Here is a 22,459-nt window from a genome sequence, read left to right as displayed (position 1 = left end):
TCAGCTTGAGGGTTCCAACCGAAAAGAAAAGCATTACGGTCAACACCGTTGTACTCTGTAGCAACTGGTGGTAAATCGGTAGCAGGACGAGTTTCCATTTTTTAACTCCTCTTAATTTTCTTTTGCCATTACTTACAGCTTTAATGTAGCTACTTAAAACTTTCCTGCTTTCTGTCAATGGGAACAAACTATGCCCATCTCTCTCGGACGATTGTAATGGCTGTATTTTTTAGTTAAATCCACCTACAGAGAGTGCAAAAAAAAGTAATTATAAATAAATGTAACAAGGATGACATAATATGAAATTATTTTCCTCAAACCCTCTTTGTCAATCTGAGATTTTTCTGATTGGGCAAGTCAAAACTTGCTTGAATTAATAACAAGGCATTTTTATAGGACGATACTAGCTACATATAGCAATCCTGTCTAATTTAGGGATTTTTAAGAAATAAATCATCCATCTTGTGGGACGGGCGAGGACGCCCGTCTTATACTAGTGGCGGGCAGGACGCCCGCACCACAAGAAAAAAAGGGAGTAGCAATCCTGTCTAATTTATAAAAAGTCGGGGATCTAAGTTTTCAGAAATGATTTAGGATGGCTATACAAACTACTTTCATAATTATTTGTTGGCAGAAATTTGATTGATTCTTCAAATACAATACTCGAAAGTAGATAATTCACTGGTTAGGTGGTTACTGGTCACTGTAGCTTCTACCTCTCGCTGTAGCAAGTTTTCAAACTTTGGAGGGATGCTTAAAACCTTGAATTCCAGGATTCTATTCGTACAGAGTTGGGTATTACAATATTAGTTTTAATTTTATTAGTCTCCACTAACTTGAGCTATACGAGGAAGGAATTAAAATGTTTCATAGTACGAATGTAGTACTGGCACTGTACAAGTCATTCTTTTGGGTGGCGCAGGAGCCAGTTATTAATCAGCCAGAAGCGGCATTTGGACCGCGATTTTTTTTCGTGCTAGTCTCTGGCGTCATCCTGGCTTTTGCCCTACAACTGGTTTTAACAAACCTTTCTGTTGCAGCTGGTATTTCCTACTTGGGTCGTTCCTCTGACTCGGATGGGAATAAAGATAGCGGTGAGGTGGGAAGTGTAGGTGGTACCATTCGCAAAATTGGGACAGCCGTGGGTCTGTGGACAGTGATTTCTGTCACAACTGCTCTCGCCATTGCTTGTTTCCTAGCGGTGAAGTTGAGTCTTCTGGCTTTAACTCCGGTGTTAGGAGCAATTCTTGGTTTAGTTATTTGGGGAGCATACTTTTTACTGTTGGTATGGGTGAGTTCAACCACAGTTGGGTCTTTAGTTGGCTCTTTAATGAATGCAGCCACCTCGGGCTTACAGTCAATAGTAGGAACTGCAACTGCTGCTTTGGGAGCGAAGGCTGTTAATCAGCAAGTTGTATCAACTGCTGAAGCGGCGGCGGCGGCGGTGCGTCGGGAGTTGGGTAGCGCTATTGACCCTGCCACTCTGCGCGATAAAATAGAAGACTATTTAGATATGGTGCGCCCTCCAGAACTAGATTTATCCAAAATTCGCTCGGAATTTGAAAATCTACTGAGAGACCCGCAATTACTCGCGCTCGCAGGTGGTACAGCAGCAGGCGGTGCAGCACTCCGCAATATCGATCGCCAAAAATTTGTCGAATTAGTTAGCAGCCGTACTGACTTATCCAAACGGGATGTTAATCGTATTGCTGACACATTATATAGCGTTTGGCAACAAGCAGTAGGTCAACAACAACCAATAAAAGATCGTTTTAGCGAGTTAGCAGACTATCTCAAATCCCTACCACCAGGACAAAGCAAGACTGATGAACTCAATGCCAAGCTAGATCGGTTGATGGAAGAAATGCGTTCTACAAAAGACGCAAACCAAAGGGCAACTCAAGAAACTGCCCCCGGTCCGATTCAGAGGACAATTCAGCAGGCAGTAACAGCACTGACTGGCGTTGTTATGGGACGTGCAGATTTATCCGATATAGATGTAGAAAAAATTCTAGGTGCTCTTACCACTGCTAAAGATAAAGTATCCGAACAAGCGGATAAATTAGGTTTGCCCACACCAAAGCAGCCTTATAGCCCCATTCGTGCTGATATAGAAAATTACCTCCACAACACTTATACTTGGCAATTGAGTTCCGATAGAGTTGCTCAAGAGTTTCGCAATGTCATTTACGATGCAGCCGCCGATCCGGGAACCGTGCGGCGAGAGTTGGAGCAAATTTCTCGTGGCGATTTCGTTAATATATTGCAACAGCGCGGTTTGCTGACCCAAGCAGAAATTCAACGTATTTGCGATCGCTTAGAAGCAGTCCGCCAAGAAACCATCGTTGCAGTGACTGCCGAAGAAGAAAGAGAGATAGTACAAGACTTGCAACGTCGGGTAGAAAGCTATCTCCTCGTGACTCCTAAGTCAGAATTAACTGCAGAAGGTATCCAGAGGGATTTCAAACCTCTGTTGGAAGATCCAGATGCCGACCATGAAACTCTCTCGCGACGACTCGCTCAATTCGATCGCCAGGAATTGCGGGAAACTCTTTTGGAGCGGAATGACATTTACCCAGAAGAAGCAGACGCAATTCTCGAGCAGTTGGAAAAACAGAGAGACCAAGTTTTAATCGAATCCCAAGGAGTTGCAGAACAAGCAAGATATCAAGCAGAAACACTGTGGTTAAACTTGAAGTCTTACCTACGTAACACTGGTAAAGACGAACTTAACCCTGATGCTATCCGCGCTGACCTTAAGAAATTACTAGACGATCCACAAGCAGGAGTTTCCGCAATTAGAGCACGCTTATCTCGTTTTGACCGGGATACCTTAGTAAAATTACTGGCTCAACGGCAAGACTTGAACGAAGACCAAGCAAATAATATCTTAGATACTGTCGAACACTCTTGGAATAGCGTTCGTCATGCACCAAAAACTGCAGCCGATAAAGCCAAGGCACAATACGACTCTGTTACAACCACAATTGCAGACTACTTACGAAATACTGGTAAAGACGAGCTCAACCCCGAAGGAATTCAACGGGATTTAAATAGATTGTTGCAAAATCCCCAGGAAGGGGCTGTTGCACTCCGCCGTCGTTTGTCTCAAATAGATAGAGATACTTTGGTGAAGTTGTTGAGTCAACGTCAGGACTTGAGTGAAGAACAAGTTAATCAAGTTATTGATTCGGTACAAACATCCATTCGCGATATAGTACGTGCGCCCCGTCGCCTTGCAACTAGAACGCAGCAAAGAATCCAAAATTTCCAAACTTATTTGGAAGAGTATTTACGCCTCAGTGGTAAGGAAGAACTGAATCCTGAAGGAATCAAACGCGATTTGTATCTACTGTTACACGATCCCGGCGTAGGATTAGAAAGCTTTAGCGATCGCCTTGCCAAGTTTGACCGTTCTACCATCATCACCCTGTTGAAACTACGGGAAGATTTGAGAGATGAGGAAGCAGAAAGAATTGCGGATACCATGATTTCAGTGCGCGACCAGTTTGTCGAGCAAGTCCGAGGAATTCAACGACGCATTCAAGATGTTATTGAAGGAATTTTTGCTCGCATTCGCAATTACCTCAACTCCTTAGATCGCCCAGAATTGAACTACGACAGCATTAAGCGCGATGTTCGCACATTGTTTGACGATCCTCAAGCAGGATTTGAAGCTTTACGCGATCGCTTAGGTTCCTTCAACCGAGATACAATAGTAGCAATACTCAGTTCCCGTGAAGACATCTCAGAAGAAGATGCTAACCGTATCGTTGACCAAGTTGAACGGGCGAGAAACACTGTACTGCAAAGAGCAGAACGCATACAGCAAGAAGCACAGCACCGCTTAGAAGAAGTGAAGCGCCAAGCGCAACGCCAAGCAGAAGAAACAAGAAAAGCAGCAGCATCTGCAGCTTGGTGGTTGTTTACAACAGCACTCGTCTCTGCAGCATTTTCCGCAATAGCTGGAGCCGTCGCTGTCGCTTAAATCCAAAGTTTATCTCCGCTTATCTGAAGAAAGCCTCTCTTATAAGAGAGGTTTTTTTCTGAAATAGCTTACAAACGCAAGTTTTAGCGTCAGTTTTACCCCACCCTAGCCCAGACCTTGGAAAGGGGAGGGAACCGAAAATCTAGTTTCCCCCGATCCATTGGGGGGATTAAGGGAGGTAAAAACTACTTTTTGGAGAAACAGTATAACAGTTCCCCAATCCCCAATCCCCATGCCCCTTATCCCCAGAGGGGGCCCCGAGTTCCCCAATCCCTAATAAATATCGCGACAGAGGGTAGTTCTATAAAATCGCTTTCTAAGCAATACTAAAAATTGCTCTCTTTGCAAAAACTTGCTATGGCTCGACTGGAGGAACTACTACGCCAATTGGTTGAGGAAGCTTGCGGACACCCTCACGGAAGTCAACAACGTCAGAAACTGCTGACAAAAATTATTCGCTTGACTTCTGGGAAACTGTGGAGAGAAAGCACTCCCTTCTACCAAGACGCACTGCAACAGACTTGGCTGTACTTTTGTCGAAATCTTTGTGAAAGTACAACGGGTCAAGCTTACGATCCCGATCTAGGGAGTGTTATCACTTGGCTAAATGTTTACTTAAGACGTAGATTACAAGACTTTTATCGCAACCAGCAACAACAACAAGCGAGAACAGTTTCTGCAAATTTTAGCCAATCTCGGTCAGGTGAGGATACTGAAATTCTCGACCCTGTAGATAACCTAGCAGCTGAACCTGATGTTCCTCCTATTTTGGAAGAAATTAAGTTATGGGTCGAGACTGATTCTGATGGAGAGTTAAGTCGCAGTCACATTCAAGGTCGTCCCGATGTGACTTGTCAAATGTTAATTTTGAGACGCTTACCACCAGAAGTTGGGTGGAAAGAACTCTCAATAGAATTTGGCTTGTCGGTTTCTACGTTAAGCAGTTTTTATCAAAGGCAATGTCTTCCTCGTATGCGAAAATTTGCCGAGAAAGAAGGTTACTTATGAGTCGTTGAATTAGCAATAATACCTATTAAATTGAGATGACTCAAAACTCCTGTAGCTTCCACCAATTCAGTAGAAGTCACTTGACCGAGGCGTCCTACCATCACAATTCCTTTACTGTAGGATGCTATAAGTCTAGTATTAACTGTTCCAAGAATAGAAGGAGCATCCACTAGCACTAGATCGTAGTTTTGTTCAAAAAACTCTAGTAGTTCTTTCATCCGTGCAGAACTGAATAATTTAACCGAGTCTTCTGGTATCGGTCCAGCAGTCAAAACATCAATTGAGGGATGCACGGGTTGAATGTATTGTTTAGCAGAAAAGTTTGTTTCTTCAAGTAATAATAAAGATAATCCCCAATCATTAGAGAGCGCTAACATTTTGTGTAGGTTAGGTTCGCGCAGATTGGCGTCAATCAGTAATACTCTCTGATGCATGCGAGCAGCACTCACCGCAAGCCCCAATGCTAAAGTGGATTTACCTTCTCCCGGTCTTGCTGAAGTTAACATTAAGGACTTGCAGGGAGAAGAAAACCCTGACTGAATATTTTGGTACGCCATATCAAGGGTTTCATGAGATTGAGAACAAAGAAGGGGATCTTGCGCGATCGCCGATTTTGTTAACGAACCAGTTAATATTCTCCGTACAATAGAAGGTAGACTAGACTGTTTCCTCTGTATGCTCAATAATGGTAGCTTTGGAATTGTTCCTAGTAAACGAAGATTGCTCAGCTTTTGTAAATCCTGTGGAGAAGAGATAGCATCACTGAGAGTTTCGGACAGAACAGCAGTTCCAACACCTAGAATTGGTGCAAGTAGCGCCCCTATCAGTATAAACAGAAATCTATTGCTACCTAAGTAAGCTCCTCTTTGGGGTTCTTCTAACACTTGCAGTTCATATCCTCCTCGAGCAACTGTTAATCCTAAAGATTGTTGTGTTGTTATTAGATGTTCGAGTGCTTTGCGATGAGTTTCTACTTCTGGTAACAAACGGTTATATTCTGCTATCAGACTAGGATATTTATTAAGCTCTAGCCGCATTTGAGCTTCTGATTCAGTTAAGCTTTTTTCATTAGCACTTAACCCCAATACGGTGGTTTGGACTTCTAAAAGCTGTTCCACCAGTTTTGATGAATCCATTCCTGCCATTTGTCCCTTCATTGCTAAAGGTGGTTCTACAGCAGGTATTTCTAAAGTAATTAGCTGCTTTTGTTCTCGTTTTGTATTTAATACTGATTTCGTTTTATCTCCTAGTGTTTGCTCGATTTCTTCCTGTAAAAGAGTAACTTGGTTTTGGCGCTGTTGAATTAATTTTTGTACTGTAGGAGAGTTTTCTGTATAGCGCAGCCGTTCTTGAGTCAAAGCAAATTCTGTCTTTTGAATTTCAGAGACGAGTGTTTGATAGCGAGGCGATTGACTGAGCCGAAAAGAGGCGAGTTCGTTCTGAGGTGAAGAATTTATTTCTTTTTTCAGATTGCTGTACCTCGCCCGCGCATCTTGAAGTTGAGCGCGAGTGAATCTTAACTGTTTCCTGACATCAGCAAGAGATTCTAAAAGGATTTTGCCTTGAATTTCTGGATCGAGTAAGTTGTATTTTTTCCGAAACTTTTCTAATTGTTTCTCAGCTTGAAGCATCTGTTTTCTGATTTTGGGCATGCGAGCGTTTAAAAAGGAAAGCCCTTTAGAAAGACGTTCTTTTTGCTGTTCTATTGTGTAACTTTGATAGACGTTCTGTATAGCAAGCAAAACTTTCTGTGCTTTAACTGGATCGTCATCTTTGTAGGAAAGCTCAAAAATCTCAGCCAGAATATTTTTATCTTCTACATTTCCTACTACTTTTGTGACAGTTAAACGTCCATCTTTACCAGTTTTTCCCCGGATAGCTTCTACTGTGAGATCTGGATAATCAAATTGTAAGAAGTTTACAACCTTTTGTATTAGTTTGGAACTCAGCAGAATTTCTATCTGAGGAGTGCGATCGATAACTTCAAAAGTAGGGTCAACAGCTTTGTTTCCTTCTTCTTGTTGGGAATTTAACCGTCCTTCATCAGAAAAGGAAGAACTAACCATTATCTGCATAGAACTCAGATACGTTGGTTTTGTCATAAAAGCCAAAAGGCTTGTCAAAGACATAACTATGCAGTAAATACTTAAGATTTGCCGTCGTCGTCGAACCAGCAATTTAGAGAGTTTTTTGACCTCAACCGTACTTTTTTGGGGTACTACAACTATTTTCCCACGTTCCAAACCAATATCAGTCACTATCAAGTTCCTCTAATATCAAATGATTTTTACAATTTAGTGAAAAAAGTATTTGTCAATTTTTTTACTAAATTGTAATTCTTTACTGAAGAAATGAAGCGTAAATTAATTAACTTTTTCAATAAAGAATTACTGTTGATATAGCTAACAACACTTGCAAGCTCCAACCTCTTATTTGTTTCTTTTTCATTTCAAACTAAGTTAAAACCTTAAAGTCGTCAACCCCTTCTTGTAATCTTTATCATATTGTTAATAATCTTTCTTTCATTGCTCTATCGTTACCGAAAAATCTATTTATACAAATAGCATTACAGATAAATGTATGTTTTAAAGCGCTCTAACTACATATAGGAGCGGCAAGACTTACACAAAAATTTATAGTGTGGTTGCCAATTCTATAGCGATCGATACTTTTCATAAATTACTTATAATTTCAATACACTATGTCTTTATAAAACATATAGACTTGTTTATTTTAAGTATAAAATTATTGTTTGTTTGTGTATTTAATAACTTAAAATGAAATGAAAATTAATGGAACACTCTATTTATTATTTTTTTAAATTAAAGTTTTAGTAAAAAGCTTTAAAGACTTGCGGATAATCGATTCATTAGAGAATGTTTGTAAAGTCTATTGTTGTATCACGATCCCCCCTAGCCCCCCTTAAAAAGGGGGGAAAAGGCTCTTACAAGTCCTCCTTTTTAAGGGGAGCTATAGGATTCCTATTTGATTTTTGAAATGTATGTAGGGTGGGTAATGCCCACCAACAGCTAATGGTGGGCAATGCCCACCCTACGGTACTACGGTACTGAGATTTTTTCACAAATCAGAGAGGATTGCTATAGGGGGAATCGAATTTATGTAATATCATATACAGTAAATTTAAAAATAAATAGTTTATAAAGTCTATAAATATTTTTAAAAAACTTCCGGAAGAGTAAATTTTTGAACTCAAAAATTTCTTTTTTCTGGAGTTGCAGAATAAGATTTGTGTACAATATATAAAGAAAAAATTAATAGAAAGCTAGCGCCATAGATAAACGTTTAGCGCACCGTTGGATTATTGGGATGCACTGACCTCAAAAGGCTTCTGCCTCTGCACCTTGTGAATGCTATACGCCAAACAGTAGACAAAGCTGAGAAATGCCTACCCCTTTGCAGCAAGAAACATCCCGGATTAAGACATTACAAAAATATGGAATCCTTGATACTCCTGATGAAGCGGATTTTGATGACTTAACCAAATTAGCGGCACAAATTTGTCAGACTCCAGTTGCACTCATTACTTTTGTAGATGAAAACCGACAGTGGTTTAAGTCAAAAATTGGTACATCCCTTACGGAAGCACCAATAGATTCTGGTTTTTGCCCGTTTGTTGTTCAAAAGGGTAATGAGTTAATTATTCCAGATACGCTAGCAGATAAAAAGTTTGCAAAAAATTCAGTTGTTGTTTTGCCACCACACGTTCGTTTTTATGCAGGAATGCCATTGATAGCAAAAGAGGGTTACACGTTGGGAACCATTTGCGTACTTGACTTTATTCCCCGCAAACTAACTCAGCTGCAAATCCAGACGCTACAGACTTTAAGTCGTCAAATTGTTAGGTTGTTAGAACGCAAGCGCAATGAGTTAGTTCTTTTGGCACTGACACAGCAAGAACAACAGAAAGCTCAACAACTCGAGCAAGCGATGAAAGAACTGACTCGCACTCAAATCCAATCGATCCAAAACGAAAAAATGATCGCTTTGGGTCAACTTGTCGCGGGAGTTGCTCATGAAATCAACAATCCACTTAACTTTATTTACGCTAATCTCATTCACGCCAATCAGTACACGCGGGATTTACTGAATTTAATTGAACTTTATCAGAACTATTATCCCGATCCAGTTAAGGAAATAGAAGCAACTTTGAAGGCAATTGAATTTGATTTCATTCAAGAAGATTTGCCCAAACTCATGTCGTCTATGAGTATTGGAGCCGATCGCATCCGGCAAATTGTCCTACTATTAAGGAACTTCTCCCATTTAGAGCAAGCCGAGATGGCAGAGGCAGATATTCACGAAGAATTGGATAATACGTTGTTACTTTTAAAACATCGATTGAAAGGTTCATCGCGTCACCCTGATATCAAAGTTATCAAAGAATACGGCGATTTGCCTGTGGTGTCATGCTACGCCGGACAGTTAAATCAAGTGTTTATGAATATTTTGACTAATGCAATTGATGCTTTGGAAGAGTCATTGGTCAATTGTCAATTGTCATTTGTAGGGGACAAAGAACAAAGGACAAAGGACAAAGGACAATTGACTACTCCAACCATTCACATTTGTACTGAAGCGATAAACAACGAAATTGTCATTCGCATTGCCGACAACGGACCTGGTATTTCACGAGAGGTACAATCTAAGCTCTTCGATCCATTTTTTACAACAAAACCTGTAGGTTCCGGTACGGGTTTGGGGCTATCGATTAGCTACCAAATTATTGAAAGGCATGGCGGACAGTTGACTTGTACTTCTGCACCCGGACAAGGCGCTGAGTTTGTTATTACAATTCCTCTAAATTATGAATGATGAATGATGAATTATGAATTAGTAAAAGATTTCATCATTCATAATTTATCATTCATCATTCTTCTTGCGCCTTCTGGGTACTTCATAGGTCATAAAATCATAAGCCATGTCTGTTTTAGGAAAAATAGCGCGGGCTTCCTCAAGTAAATCCTTCAACTCAATGGGATTTCCAGGAGCATAACGAGGACTGAAATGCGTCATAATAAGCCGATGTGCCTTGGCTCCCAAGGCAGTTTGTGCTGCCATTGTAGTTGTAGAGTGCAAGCGCTGAAAAGCTAACTCTGAATCTTGATGAGCAAAAGTAGCTTCATGAATGAGTACATCAGCGTCTTGTGCTAAATCTACTGCATTGTCACAGTAAATTGTGTCCGTACAGTAAGCAATTTTGCGCCCAATTTCTGTAGGTCCGCACAATTCTTTACCATTTATGACTCGCCCATCTGCAAGAGTGACTGTTTCACCTCGTTTGAGTTGTCCGTAGACTCGACCGGGTGGAATTTGCAACTCTTTGGCTTTTTCAACATCAAAACGTCCGGGACGATCTTTTTCCACGACTCGATATCCAAAGGTGGTGACGCGATGATGTAAAGGGTTGCAAATCACGGTAAATTCATCATCTTCGTAGACAATTCCGGGACGGACAGCATGAACTTTGATGGGGAAAGAAAAGTGGGTGTGGGAATGTCGCGAAGCTAGCTGTAGGTAGTCGTTTAATCCGGGCGGACCGTATATGTCAACTCGTTCCACACTCCCAGCTAAACCACAACTTGCAAGCAGACCCATTAAACCAAAAATATGGTCGCCGTGCATATGAGTGATAAAAATTCGGGATAGTTGGCTGACTTTTAGATCGCTCCGCAAAATTTGATGTTGGGTTCCTTCGCCACAGTCAAATAACCACAACTGAGCTCGTTGCGGTAGTCTTAAAGCAACACTGGAAACATTACGCGATCGCGTGGGTACACCTGAACTCGTCCCTAGAAATGTTATCTGCACAGCCTTATTTTGCCTTCCTCTTGCTGAATTTAGCACCAATATCTATATATTGACACTCGTAACACGCAACTGACGGTAATTTTATAGGAAGTTTCTAAATACGTTGGTTAATTGAGGTATAAGATAAGACATTTGCAGAATGATGTGAAAATCTCGTACCTGATGAATCTGTATTAGTTCTTGGTGGTTTTTGATTGTCAGGCGGTCGATATTCCGCTTGTACTGGTTGAGTTAACAAGAGCGCAACTGTCAAAATACTAATTGTTAAAAACTTAGTCTTTAATAGTTTGTGAAAAACCCATTTATTTTGAGTCATATTCACATTCTCCTCGGTGTTGTACTAAGGAAAGGCAATTTTTAAAAAATTTTGTTTGTTATAGATACTCAATTTTATTACTGATACTATCTCAATGACTCGTATTCTTAACTATAATTTTTATAGACTCTTATCTAATTTTGAAACGCCTGTAGGGTAGGCATTATCCACTAATTTTGAAACGCCTGTAGGGTGGGCAATACCCACCAAAAATATTATGTGGTGGGCTTTAGCCCTTTTAGCCCTACCTACGGCACTGAGATTTTTTCACAAATTAAATAGGATAACTATATCTCTATTTACTACCTCCAGTAAAACCTTGTTATAGGCCAAGATAGCTCGCAAAGAGTGCCTTTGGGAAAATGGGGCGATCGCCTATATTTTCCTTTCAATTGCTTAGCTAAGTTTCTAAACTGCTGCGTTCCCCGTCCTTCTTGAGATGAATGAATTCCCCAACCATTATCTATAATGCTTAAAGTATACCAACCCTCGTAGTTAGTGCAAGTTACCTCAAGTCGAGTCACACCTTTAGCGTGTTTGCCAACATTGCATAGAGCTTCTTCTAAGAAACGGCATAGCCCTATCTTTTGCTCTATACTCATGCAGCGAGCGCTTATAGGTTCAAAAGTCCGAATTTTCACTTTCAGTGTTTTAAAACAGGGAAAATCTCGTTCTAAAGTAGAGTTGTAAACCTGATATAAAACTTCGTGAATTGGATCTTTCAGATTTATTTGTAATCCTTTTTTTAAATAAAGACAACTATCTTGAGATATAGGTTCTTGTTGTAAAAATTCATAAATTCCTCTGAGCTCGTAATTTAACTTTTCTAGTTCTGTTTCTAGTTGAGGAACTAATTCGTTAGGTGCTAAATCTTTGTCTCGAATATACTTTAAAGCTTTTGCTAAAGTTTGTAAAGGTCCGTTATGAATTGTTTCAAAAGTCCGTTCTATCAAAGCTATATGAGCATTCATTCTAGAACGTAGAGCTTGGTCATACTGATACAAGGCTGTCATACCAACACCATTCAAAATCAAAACAAGTAGTGTTGGTACTATTGGAACCCATAAACCCCACGCAAGCAAAAGTATGTAACTTGTAAAAATAACATTAAGACTTGCAATGACAACAGCTAGAAAATTAATAAAAGGTGATTTTGTCAGTCTAGCAAAAAGAATTCCTAACATACCCCAACACAAAATCCACGGATATTCTTGCTCTTCAGACCATGTTTGTAAAAGTACTCTTCTATCGAGCACCGAACTGATAATTTGAGAAGTTGTATGTGCGAGAACCTCTACTCCATAAACTCTTCCCGGTGCGGGTTTAGTTGATGAAATAGCAGAAGTTGTTATCCAATCTTTCACGCTAGACGCAACAACACCAATAATGACAATGCGATCGCGTATCCATTCTGGCTGAAAATTTCCGGTTTTAATATCGTGAAGCGATAAAGTTCTAAATCGTTCTTGACCGCTACGAAAATTAAGTAATATTTGTACTCCACCATCATCAGAGCAAACGTAGCTTCCAGAGTTAGATAAAAATCTAGGAAATTCAGTCTTGCCGAATCTCACAGTATTTTCATCATAGATACCATTTTTTAAATGAAATCCCTCTTGCTTTAAATAAGCCGTTGCCAATTTTAAAGGTAATGAGAACTTATAGCTTTTAGTCGTTGGTGTTGCTAACAAACTACGTCTCAACTTACCATCATTATCAATAATTTGATCGGCAAAACTAACTTGCTCAATAGGTAATCCTATTGGTGGGGGTACTTCTTCTGGTAAAACTTTTTCGATGGTAATGACATTTTTTAAATCTTGAAATGTAGCAAATAGTTCGCTATGACCTGGTTCAACAGGGAGATTTCTAAAAATATCAAGACCAATTGCACGAGGACTAAGAGAATGTACTTTTCTTAATAGGAAAGAAATTTCTTTATCTGGTATGGGATAAGTACCTATACGACTAATATCTTCTTCATTAATACCTATAATGATAATGCGTTCGTCAATAGATTCTTGAGGACGCAAACGAAGAAAACTATCAAAAACTAACCATTCTAAAGATTGCATAGAACCCGCAAGACGGGTACCCATTACCAGTGCGATCGCTAAAATACCCGGTAATGCACCTACACGCCATATGGTAATTTCTTCTTTAACTTTTTTCCATAATTCTGGCGACATACATTGATGCACTCGCTAATCAATTAATCCTTCTTCTCTTGCTCTCATTTCCGTTTGAATCCGAATATTTTTTCCCTCTTCAGGATAGACATTCAAAGCATCTTGTAGTTTGTTCCAGTAATGTCGCACCATTCGTTCGGATACACACATTTTTTCGGCGAGCGCTTTATCTTGCAATCCTTGCTCAAAAGCCAAAGTGAGTACCTTCAACCACTCAGGTTTAATTTCCAATCCCCCATGAATTCCTTTAATATCTTTTGTATGAGTTAATCCCTGTAAAGCCCAATCAACTCTAATCAACATTTCTTTACTAGAAAGACTTTTATCAGCCACAGTAAAGCCCCCTTTATGAGTATCAATGTCAGGTCTGATTCTTACAAGTGTTCTCGCATGAGCGCTTTGAACAACCCAATGATTTCCCTTCCAATGAATAATTGCTGGTAAGGGTGCATTATTAATTTTGTTTAACATTTCACGAGAAGTTTTCACAGGACGAGCATTAAACCCAAGTGTTTCTGCTCCCCGCCTTAAACCTAATAAAGTTGTACCTAATTGCCCTGTACCAACGACTTCCCGAATATGATTTAGGGTGAAAGTACGTCCATAATATTTAGCAATTGAAGCCAGACAGGCTGCACCGCAATCTTCTTCACTTTGTTGTAGAACATGAGGGTACTTCATAAACCCGTAATACTTGCTTAAAATTAATATATAGTTAAATAAAAAGCATTAATAGAAATTTCAAATTTACTTTTCAAGAAATGGTTTTTATGATATTAACTAACATACCAGAACTTTAAGAAACAAGAGACAGAATTACCAATAATAATAAATCCTCGTCACTCCAACCACGTGACCTACGTCTGCGACGGTTACTTCCTTTAGAAGAAAAATTCAGCCCTAAGGTAAGTTGTGTCAGCGTGTATGCAGCTTTTTGAGTGAACGAAGTGTTCCCTGTAGAGAAGTGAGCTTTTGCATAACTACTTATCTGTGTTAGTTGCAATGAAAAATCCTGGGAAGATAAACGTCCACCAGTTGCAACTTCCTGTTCTTGCTCAGACAAATCAATCAGTAAATCAGAGTTTTGTAATTTTCTTTTGTCAGACATATTATTCCCTCTACTAGTCAATTGTATACACAGTTGACAATTACGTCAGCATTAATCAATTTAATATTAGAATGTAGGGTAGAAACCCTACATTCTAATATCACAACGCTGTAGTTAGTGCTAGAGTGTCATTCTCCCAGAAATAAGTTTTCGCACCTCACATCTAAAGCTTAGTTAAAATTGACTTTAGCTATGAGTTTAAAACACGAATACAAGGTGAATACAGACGAAAGTGCGTCCTAGTTTTATCAATCAGATAGCTGTGTATTTTAGTTGACAATTATCTGAAATTTAGAACAAAATGGAGATAGATATAGGAATCATAAGTGAGTTTTGAAAATTTATAAGTACTGTAGGGTGGGCATTGCCCAGCAATAGAATTTCGGTGGGCATTGCCCACCCTACTACTACCTACCACGTATATTTCAAAAATCAAATACGAGACCTATATGATTCAATAGCAGATTTCAGAGTTTTACTCCAGATCGAATTTTTACATACTTAAAAATGTCTGGTTATGTAAAAAAACGAAAGAGTAAACTCTGAAATGTATTTAAAATTCATCCAATTGGAATGAATGTTAATGAATCAATCTAGTCAGCACTGAGATCTAAATAAGCATTGGAGAAGATTTCTCTGATGAATCCACCGAAGTATACTGAAGCACCTTCGTCATTAGCTACAGTTAAAAGTGGACCTACATCTAGGCTATCTTTATAAATAGTGTCGTTAACCCAAGCAACTTTCTTACCACCAGCTACAACTTCTTGTTGTTCAATGGACAAGTCGGTGAAAAGGATTTCGTTAGACATGATTGGTAACCTCGTAAGTGTGTTGAATTGATTTTTCGCTCGTTGTCGATCGCCTTTTGTTTTCTGGCGTTTCAACCCCTCGCTTGATTAATAATTTAGTCTGTAATCAATAGATAAAGCATTAACAATTTCAGTAAAGTTAATTACCAAATTTAGAAATAACTATTGTAGGATTACGAAGCGTGCTATTTCCGAAAAATACATACAACATTAATATCGCTTTGTTCTAGCATGGAAAGCTGCTAGATGTTAATGAAAATCCTGTAAAGTATGAAGCTGTAAAATAAACTCTTTAGTAACTCTAAAATTTTTCTTAGGGATTTCCAAGAAATAAATTATCTATCTTGTGGTGCGGGATTGACTCCCGCTACTAATAGAGGACGGGCGGGGACGCCCGTACTACAAGAAAGCCCGTACCACAAGAAAAATTTGGATATTTTTTAATTTGGAAGTCGCTGATGCAACGCCTAAATTCTGTAATACAATTATCAACTTACGTAGCTCAACAGACTATTCTCTCTTAGATGAAATTCCTGCCAAAAGCCGATCGCGAATCGATTTAAGCTGTTCTTGATTATCAACTGGACAGCGAGGCTGCGGTAATTCTGTATTAGGCCAGCCAGGGAGATCGAAGCAGGGACATAATAATGGTGGCATACCCACATTTCTGGCGGGTATTGGCATATTACAACGAGCGCAAGCACTCACCTCCCAAGCAGGTGTCAGCAGTTCTGCTATTGTTTCATGCGTACCTTCCAGGTAACAGTCTCCCATATCTGGTGAGGTAACTTTTTGCCAGCACTCTTCAAATTCATCACTATAGCGATCGCCGCGAATAACCTCTCTTGGCTGCAGGGTTGCAGCGCCGTTGTCTATGACAACCTTTTTGCCTAGCTGAAACCAGTAGGCAAGATACCTTTTAACGTCTTTTGTTGATGCCATATTATAATTTTACATTTGGTATGTGGGCTTGTGAATTGAGAAGTTTAAATAAATAATTAAGAATATTTGTTAATTATTAAAGCTTGTTTACCAACTGCCAGTCATCCGCCATAAGTTATTCACACCTTTGGTAGTGGAGAACCCAGCACGCTAAGATTCAAAGCATAGCCCCCTGTCACCAAATAAACAGTATCGGCAATTCCACCTAAGTGTCGCATTAAAGAACCCAAGCGATCGCGAGAGGTGCTCACAAATTCTCTACCCAGCAAACATTTCCTGCCAATATATCTTTTTGCAACGCATTAACAAACCACTCATCTGCTGTTACCATCTGACAATCTTCAGCAACTGCCAAAGCTAGGTAAACGCAATCATAAGCCGCCTGTTGGACTCGAACGGCTATTTCTAGTGCTACCGGAATTAATAATTGAGAGGGATAAACCTGAAAATCAACTTCTATCACGTTGGTTAAATGCTGCTGAGCAACGTCTAACGTCATCTCCCCTCGACGTACTTTCTTCCACAGAATGTTACCTATCTCTGAAAAGAAGAAATCTGGTACTAGCAAAACATTACTTTCATTCTCAAGCAGGCGAAGTGCTGCCGTAGTATGAATCTCTGGCAACACCCACTTAATTGCTACATTGGCATCAACAACAAATTTACTCAACGTTGTCGATCCTCCCTTAACAGTTCAGTGCTATCACTTAACTGACGTTCTCCATAACGCTGACGGCCTTCCTCAAAAATTTGACGTAATTCGGCGAAATTGCGGTTTTTTGGGGCTATTTCTGCTGCCTCTGTAAGAATAGCTTTAAGTTCTGCTTCTAATGTTCTGCCTTTGCAAGTTGCACGAGCTTTGAGTTTCTCTATTACTGTTGGTTCAAGGTCTGTAATAACGAGTTGTATCATGGTTTTTCCTACAGTTTCTGCCTATTTACATCCTAATTCCTGTCACTTCTACTCGACGTTCTCATCCTCCTCAATACGGCTTCAGTCATCAACCTTCGGCTTATCGCATAGTGGAGAACCCAGCACGTTAAGATTCAAAGCATAGCCCCCTGTCACCAAATAAACAGTATCGGCAATTCCACCTAACTGTCGCACTAATGAACCTAAGCGATCGCGAAATGTTCTTCCAGAAGAATAAGCAGGTATTACACCCCAACCTGTTTCTTCAGCGACAAAAATCATATCAGCCGCCACAAGTTGCACGGTGTCTAAAAACTCTTGGACGGTGTTTTGCCAGTTCCAATCATCTTGTTCTAAAAGATTGGCAACCCAAGTTCCCAAAGCATCTATCAAAAGGCAGGTATTTGGTTTAGCGTCAGCAAGAGCAGCTGACAATTCATATGGCACTTCCAATGTTACCCAATTTTGGGGACGGCGTTGTTGGTGCTGTTGAACCCGTTGCATCCACTCTTCATCATCTGAATCGAGAGTTGCCGTTGCTATGTACACAACTGCCTTATGTGACTGTACTGCTAGAGTTTCTGCCCATTCACTTTTACCAGAACGTGTTGGTCCCGTGACTAAAATGACTTGACTCACAGATGTTTACCAAATTTTTTCATTTCAAGGCTGGTATTTTGTAACTCAATCAATTTAAATAGAATGACTGGCACGATATGAAGGATAAAGTATAAAGTTAACGAACTCATTTATATTACATCCTTCATCCTTTATCCTTTCTAGGGAAATTCATTATGAGAACAGGAGTAAAACGCATAGAAGCCACTTTATACGATCTAGGGACTCGTAACACTGCTTCCACCGAGCCAGATACTTCGAGCAAGAAAGCTCTATCTTTTCGGATTAGCATTGGGACATCAGAAGCCTCTTCTAGTACTGAAATACCATTGGAAACTGAGTCAACGACTCAACCAGAACAGCATTTACCCCCTCTCGATAATTCCGTACAGACTTTTCCAGCCCAAGAAAGCGGTTGCAAAGTACCCAGTCTTCCAAAATTAAAAACTCCTAACTTTTCTAGCCATCGCAATGCAGCTAATCCAGGATTGGCAATGAATATATTGCTAGAAATCCAAGAAACTGTTGCTTCTTGGCAGACAGAATTACAAAGAATCGTCAAGCAAATTCAAGATATTTATTTAGAAGGACCTATTGTTAATGGTTGGTTGGAGTCTCGCGATCGCGAACCCCAACAAGGAGGAAGCGCAACACTGCGCCATGCAGAAGTCGATCGCCTCATGGATTATGTAGAAGAAATTTGTACTTCTGACAATAAGATTGCTACTCAATCACCTCGTGCTGGGTATCGTTTGTGTGGTTTAGACGCTTCAGGTAAAGTGTGGTCGCGTCCGTGTCCCCAAGAACAAGTGGCTAGCGTTAGTGTAGCGATCGCTCGTTACCAAAAGCTGCGCCAGCTCCTAGGACGCAAGCAATACCTAGAAACCCGTCTTGCACAACTAGCAGAAACCCTTGTGATTTTGCACGGTCATATTCAAGCACAATAAGGTTCATTCTTGAACTTGCACTGCCGCCGTCAGGGATTTCCTAGAAATCAATTATCCATCTTGTGGTGCGGGCTTCTAGCCCGCCACTAGCTGTATCTACATTGTGGTTGTGGTGCGGGCTTCTAGCCCGCCACTAGCTGTATCTACATTGTGGTTGTGGTGCGGGCTTCTAGCCCGCCACTAGCTTGGGACAAGCGAAGACGCCTGCTTAAAACGGGCGAGACGCCCGTTCCACAAGACCATTATTTTTCCACAAGACCATTATTTTTCCACAAGACCATTATTTTTCCACAAGACCATTATTAATGTATTGCACTCAACTGAGAACTGCTATATTTTGAAAAAATCAAGAATTATTTCATTTTCTCCGAAAAAACTCGGTTGGTGAGAAGTAAATCTTTGGTATAGATTAGCTCCAGAGTAGGCTAAAACAGTAATCAGTGAAGAGTTATTAGTCATAACCAACAACTGATAACCCATAGCTGATAACTGATAACTGATGAATAATATGCCAAAAATACCAATTTCTGCCATTATTTGTACTCACAACCGAGAAAAATACTTAGGGGCTGCCATAGATAGTCTTCTGGCACAAGAGTTTGCTGGAGACTTTGAAGTGATAGTCGTAGATAACGGATCGAGCGATCGCAGCCGTGAAATTACTGAACAAAGAACCTACGATCCCCGCCTTAAGTATATCTTTGAACCAGTTTTGGGGCTTTCCGTTGCCCGTAACACTGGCGCTCGAGTAGCTACCGGGGAAATTTTAGCGTATTTAGATGACGATGCAGAAGCTAGTTCGCACTGGTTGCAAGCTTTGTACTCAGCGTATAAAGACAACCCCAATTTAGCAATTGCAGGTGGCAAAGTTACCCTACTGTGGCCGCAAGGAATGCAATCCCCAAGTTGGCTATCTACAGGATTAGCGGCTAACTTAGGAGCATACGATCTAGGTAATAGCTTAGTCTACATCAAAGACCCAGGATTAACTCCCAGGGGCTTGAATTACTCTATACGTCGTAGTTTCCTTGAGGATATAGGAGGATTTGATACAAATCTTGGTCGAGTTGGTAAAAATTTACTATCTCAAGAAGAATTGCACACGACCGAACTTGCTCTCGAACGAGGGATGCAGGTTGCTTACCTTCCAGAGGCTCTTGTCGCTCATAACGTTGCTCCAGAACGCCTACAACGCTCTTGGTTCCTGAATCGAGGTTGGTGGCAAGGGATTAGCGATTGCTACCGGGAAAACCTGATTGGTAAACCTGGTATAGGTCAATTGTTGCGTGGTAGCGAGCGATTTTTACGTGGTTTGTACAAATCGTTGCAGCATTTTTCAGATCCAGCGGAACGCTTTGATAAACTTGTCTATGCTTATGGTCAAATTGGTTATTTAAACGCTGCTATTAAGGGTCTTCTACTCACATCTAAAAAAGATAACAAATAAAACTTAGTTATTATGTCGTCTAAAATTCCAGTTTCTGTACTTATTCCAGCCAAAAACGAACAAGCCAATTTACCTGCTTGTCTGACTAGTGTTCAAAGAGCAGATGAAGTCTTTGTTGTTGATTCCCAAAGTAGCGACAAAAGCGTTGAAATTTGTCAAAGTTTCGGTGCAAATGTCGTACAATTTCACTTCAACGGACGGTGGCCAAAAAAGAAAAATTGGTCTTTAGAAAACATCCCTTTTCGTAATGAATGGGTACTCATTGTTGATTGTGACGAACGCATTCCTCCCGAATTATGGGACGAAATTGCCCAAGCCATTGAAAATCCAGAATTCAATGGTTATTACCTCAACCGTCGAGTTTATTTCTTAGGAACATGGATTCGTCATGGAGGCAAATATCCCGATTGGAATTTACGTTTGTTCAAGCACAAAAATGGTCGTTACGAAAACCTCAACACAGAAGATATCCCCAATACAGGCGATAACGAAGTTCACGAACACGTTATTTTAGATGGAAAAGTGGGATACCTCAAACACGATATGCTACATGAGGATTTCCGGGACCTATTCCATTGGATAGAACGTCACAACCGTTATTCTAACTGGGAAGCTCGTGTTTATCACAATTTGCTCTCTGGCAAAGATGACAACGGTACTATCGGTGCAAGTCTCTTTGGAGATGCCGTGCAACGCAAGCGCTTTTTGAAAAAAGTTTGGGTACGATTGCCCTTTAAACCATTGTTAAGGTTTGTTTTATTCTATATTATTCAACGTGGGTTTTTAGATGGCAGAGCAGGGTACATCTACGGACGGCTCTTAAGTCAATATGAATATCAAATTGGCGTCAAACTTTACGAATTACGCCAACATAATGGGCGCTTAAATACGTCATCCCAACCAACTCCACAGCCAACCTCTTTACCTAAAGAAATTGGGCAAACAGCAATACAGTAGGGACGCAAGGCATTGCGTCCCTACTGTAGGGGCGCAATGCCTTACGCCCGTACAGTAGTTATTTTTAGCCACTAACTACTAACGAATGACAAATGACAAATAACAAATGACAAATAACACACCTTTTGTAGATTTACGCAAATACGACCAATCTTGGTTTGACCGAGGACGACCTGGTTGGTATATTTTGTTGTGGTGGTTTGTACAAGCGATCGCCTTTCCTCTCACGCCTCATCCCCTAAATGGGTTGCGCTGTGCTTTACTCCGTTTGTTCGGTGCTCGTATCGGTCAAGGAGTCCTCATTCGACCAACTGCTCGTTTCACCTATCCATGGAAGATCGCTATTGGCGATTACAGCTGGATAGGAGATGATGTAGTTTTCTACAGTCTTGATTGGATTTATATAGGAGAACACTGCGTTATCTCCCAAAAAAGTTACTTGTGTACTGGAAACCACGACCTTCGAGATCCAGCTTTTGGTTTGAAAACAGCAAGTATTACCATTGGTAATGGAGCATGGATAGCTGCAGATTGCTTTGTAGGACCGGGAGTTAAAATTGGGTCTAATGCTGTCATTGGTGCTCGTAGCAGTGTTTTTAGCGATCTCCCCGCCGCACAAGTTTGCTGGGGTTCTCCCTGTTTACCTCGTTATGAGAGAAAGTGCGAGTTAACCACGTAAAAATAACTGTGTAATGTAGTAAGTCTTGCCAATTTTCCAATTAGCCTCCTTACAACCTCTGAATTTGCTCCTTTATAATAAAGAAGTTTACAACAATGGAAAATTTACTGATGACACAAGCTTCAAAGTTTGAGCAGGTTTTGGAAAGCGTTGAGACTTTATCCATTGAGGAACAAGAGGCTCTTATCGATTTGGTACAACGACGATTAGCTGAACAGCGACGCTCAGAAATTGCTGCTAATATTGCTCAAGCACAGGCAGAGTATCAAGCAGGTAAAGTGTTCCGAGGCACAGTTGAGCAGGTAATTGCTGAGTTGAGGCAGTAAGTGAGAACGATAGTTTTAGCATCTTCGTTCAAGCGAGCTTTCAAAAAACTGGTACAACGCCGACCAGAAATGCAAGAGCGCATTGAAGAACGCTTAGTCCTCTTGGCAACCAATCCATTCGATCCAACTTTACAAACCCATAAGCTGAAAGGTAAATTACTTGGGGCTTGGGCTTGTTCTGTTGAATATGATTGTCGTATAGTATTTAATTTTGTTGAAAATTCAGAATCTGGAGAAGAGGAAATATTACTGATTGACATTGGTTCTCATGATGAAGTGTATTGACACAAGTATTACTGTTGGCAATGGAGCATGGATAGCTGCAGATTGCTTTGTAGGACCGGGAGTTAAAATTGGGTCTAATGCTGTCATTGGTGCTCG

General features: G+C 40.3%; 20 protein-coding genes and 3 pseudogenes. 10 read left to right on the top strand and 13 right to left on the bottom strand.

All coding sequences use genetic code 11. The annotated features are described in order from the left end of the window. Positions 1-98 (bottom strand): annotated as a pseudogene (locus ACKTT2_RS05255) (high light inducible protein); the annotation flags it as partial. Positions 99-862: 764 nt separating this feature from the next. Between ACKTT2_RS05255 and ACKTT2_RS05250 the strand changes: the two are divergent. Then, positions 863-3,988, top strand: coding sequence for an MFS transporter (locus ACKTT2_RS05250; RefSeq protein WP_407884700.1), 3,126 nt, complete (start codon positions 863-865; stop codon positions 3,986-3,988). 357 nt (positions 3,989-4,345) lie between these two features. Then, complete coding sequence (locus tag ACKTT2_RS05245) at positions 4,346-4,996, top strand: sigma-70 family RNA polymerase sigma factor (RefSeq protein WP_407884697.1); 651 nt, start codon at positions 4,346-4,348, stop codon at positions 4,994-4,996. On the opposite strand, the gene ACKTT2_RS05240 is transcribed toward ACKTT2_RS05245, so the two are convergent. Beyond that, positions 4,987-7,254 carry a GumC family protein gene (locus ACKTT2_RS05240; RefSeq protein WP_407884695.1) on the bottom strand — a complete coding sequence of 756 codons (2,268 nt, stop codon included), beginning with the start codon at positions 7,252-7,254 and terminating at the stop codon, positions 4,987-4,989. The two genes, ACKTT2_RS05245 and ACKTT2_RS05240, sit on opposite strands and share 10 nt — an antisense overlap. 1,144 nt (positions 7,255-8,398) lie before the next feature. On the opposite strand from ACKTT2_RS05240, the gene ACKTT2_RS05235 reads away from it, so the two are divergent. Beyond that, positions 8,399-9,829 carry a sensor histidine kinase gene (locus ACKTT2_RS05235; RefSeq protein WP_407884693.1) on the top strand — a complete coding sequence of 477 codons (1,431 nt, stop codon included), beginning with the start codon at positions 8,399-8,401 and terminating at the stop codon, positions 9,827-9,829. Between the two features lie 48 nt (positions 9,830-9,877). Here the strand turns inward: ACKTT2_RS05235 and ACKTT2_RS05230 are convergent, their stop codons facing one another. The 11 genes and pseudogenes from ACKTT2_RS05230 to cobU all read right to left on the bottom strand — a co-directional run bounded on the left by ACKTT2_RS05230 (position 9,878) and on the right by cobU (position 17,743). Further along, positions 9,878-10,825, bottom strand: coding sequence for a ribonuclease Z (locus ACKTT2_RS05230; protein ID WP_407884691.1), 948 nt, complete (start codon positions 10,823-10,825; stop codon positions 9,878-9,880). Positions 10,826-10,919: 94 nt separating this feature from the next. Next, positions 10,920-11,141 (bottom strand): hypothetical protein, encoded by a 222-nt coding sequence (locus tag ACKTT2_RS05225; RefSeq protein ID WP_407884689.1) that lies wholly within the window; start codon positions 11,139-11,141, stop codon positions 10,920-10,922. 302 nt (positions 11,142-11,443) lie between these two features. Continuing rightward, on the bottom strand, positions 11,444-13,330 hold the full coding sequence (locus tag ACKTT2_RS05220; protein WP_407884687.1) for a sensor histidine kinase: 1,887 nt from the start codon (positions 13,328-13,330) through the stop codon (positions 11,444-11,446). 15 nt (positions 13,331-13,345) lie between these two features. Then, positions 13,346-14,011 (bottom strand): cysteine peptidase family C39 domain-containing protein, encoded by a 666-nt coding sequence (locus tag ACKTT2_RS05215; protein ID WP_407884685.1) that lies wholly within the window; start codon positions 14,009-14,011, stop codon positions 13,346-13,348. A 115-nt stretch (positions 14,012-14,126) separates the two neighbouring features. Continuing rightward, on the bottom strand, positions 14,127-14,438 hold the full coding sequence (locus ACKTT2_RS05210) for a hypothetical protein (protein WP_407884683.1): 312 nt from the start codon (positions 14,436-14,438) through the stop codon (positions 14,127-14,129). Positions 14,439-15,031: 593 nt separating this feature from the next. Further along, positions 15,032-15,250, bottom strand: a complete 219-nt coding sequence (locus tag ACKTT2_RS05205; protein ID WP_407884681.1) for a CTB family bacteriocin — start codon at positions 15,248-15,250, stop codon at positions 15,032-15,034. 510 nt (positions 15,251-15,760) lie between these two features. Further along, the gene (locus tag ACKTT2_RS05200; protein ID WP_407884679.1) at positions 15,761-16,192 is read right to left on the bottom strand and encodes a hypothetical protein; all 432 of its coding nucleotides are present in this window, start codon (positions 16,190-16,192) and stop codon (positions 15,761-15,763) included. Between the two features lie 119 nt (positions 16,193-16,311). Continuing rightward, positions 16,312-16,437 (bottom strand): annotated as a pseudogene (locus ACKTT2_RS05195) (bifunctional adenosylcobinamide kinase/adenosylcobinamide-phosphate guanylyltransferase); the annotation flags it as partial. 2 nt (positions 16,438-16,439) lie between these two features. Next, complete coding sequence (locus ACKTT2_RS05190; RefSeq protein WP_407884677.1) at positions 16,440-16,862, bottom strand: type II toxin-antitoxin system VapC family toxin; 423 nt, start codon at positions 16,860-16,862, stop codon at positions 16,440-16,442. Then, positions 16,859-17,104, bottom strand: a complete 246-nt coding sequence (locus ACKTT2_RS05185; RefSeq protein WP_407884675.1) for a FitA-like ribbon-helix-helix domain-containing protein — start codon at positions 17,102-17,104, stop codon at positions 16,859-16,861. The genes ACKTT2_RS05190 and ACKTT2_RS05185 overlap by 4 nt, the downstream gene beginning before the upstream one ends. An 81-nt stretch (positions 17,105-17,185) precedes the next feature. Next, positions 17,186-17,743 carry a bifunctional adenosylcobinamide kinase/adenosylcobinamide-phosphate guanylyltransferase gene (gene cobU, locus ACKTT2_RS05180; RefSeq protein ID WP_407884673.1) on the bottom strand — a complete coding sequence of 186 codons (558 nt, stop codon included), beginning with the start codon at positions 17,741-17,743 and terminating at the stop codon, positions 17,186-17,188. A gap of 155 nt (positions 17,744-17,898) precedes the next feature. Between cobU and ACKTT2_RS05175 the strand changes: the two genes are divergently transcribed. The 7 genes and pseudogenes from ACKTT2_RS05175 to ACKTT2_RS05145 all read left to right on the top strand — a co-directional run. Next, positions 17,899-18,669 carry a hypothetical protein gene (locus ACKTT2_RS05175; RefSeq protein ID WP_407884671.1) on the top strand — a complete coding sequence of 257 codons (771 nt, stop codon included), beginning with the start codon at positions 17,899-17,901 and terminating at the stop codon, positions 18,667-18,669. Positions 18,670-19,177: 508 nt separating this feature from the next. Next, entirely contained in the window at positions 19,178-20,116 is a 939-nt protein-coding gene (locus ACKTT2_RS05170; protein WP_407884669.1) for a glycosyltransferase family 2 protein, read from the top strand. A 12-nt stretch (positions 20,117-20,128) separates the two neighbouring features. Continuing rightward, on the top strand, positions 20,129-21,073 hold the full coding sequence (locus ACKTT2_RS05165) for a glycosyltransferase family 2 protein (RefSeq protein WP_407884667.1): 945 nt from the start codon (positions 20,129-20,131) through the stop codon (positions 21,071-21,073). A gap of 106 nt (positions 21,074-21,179) precedes the next feature. Beyond that, on the top strand, positions 21,180-21,752 hold the full coding sequence (hpsU, locus tag ACKTT2_RS05160) for a hormogonium polysaccharide biosynthesis acetyltransferase HpsU (protein ID WP_407884665.1): 573 nt from the start codon (positions 21,180-21,182) through the stop codon (positions 21,750-21,752). A gap of 95 nt (positions 21,753-21,847) precedes the next feature. After that, positions 21,848-22,078 (top strand): hypothetical protein, encoded by a 231-nt coding sequence (locus tag ACKTT2_RS05155; RefSeq protein ID WP_407884663.1) that lies wholly within the window; start codon positions 21,848-21,850, stop codon positions 22,076-22,078. Beyond that, positions 22,079-22,363, top strand: coding sequence for a type II toxin-antitoxin system RelE/ParE family toxin (locus ACKTT2_RS05150; protein ID WP_407884661.1), 285 nt, complete (start codon positions 22,079-22,081; stop codon positions 22,361-22,363). It begins immediately after the preceding gene. Positions 22,364-22,367: 4 nt separating this feature from the next. Then, positions 22,368-22,459 (top strand): annotated as a pseudogene (locus tag ACKTT2_RS05145) (colanic acid biosynthesis acetyltransferase WcaF); the annotation flags it as partial.

Origin of the sequence: Scytonema hankhaensis NUACC26 (assembly GCF_045865695.1) — a bacterium.
Classification (GTDB): Bacteria; Cyanobacteriota; Cyanobacteriia; order Cyanobacteriales; family Nostocaceae; genus Scytonema.
The sequence above is the reverse complement of the archived record's forward strand: the minus strand, read 5'-3'. Positions and strand labels throughout refer to the sequence as shown.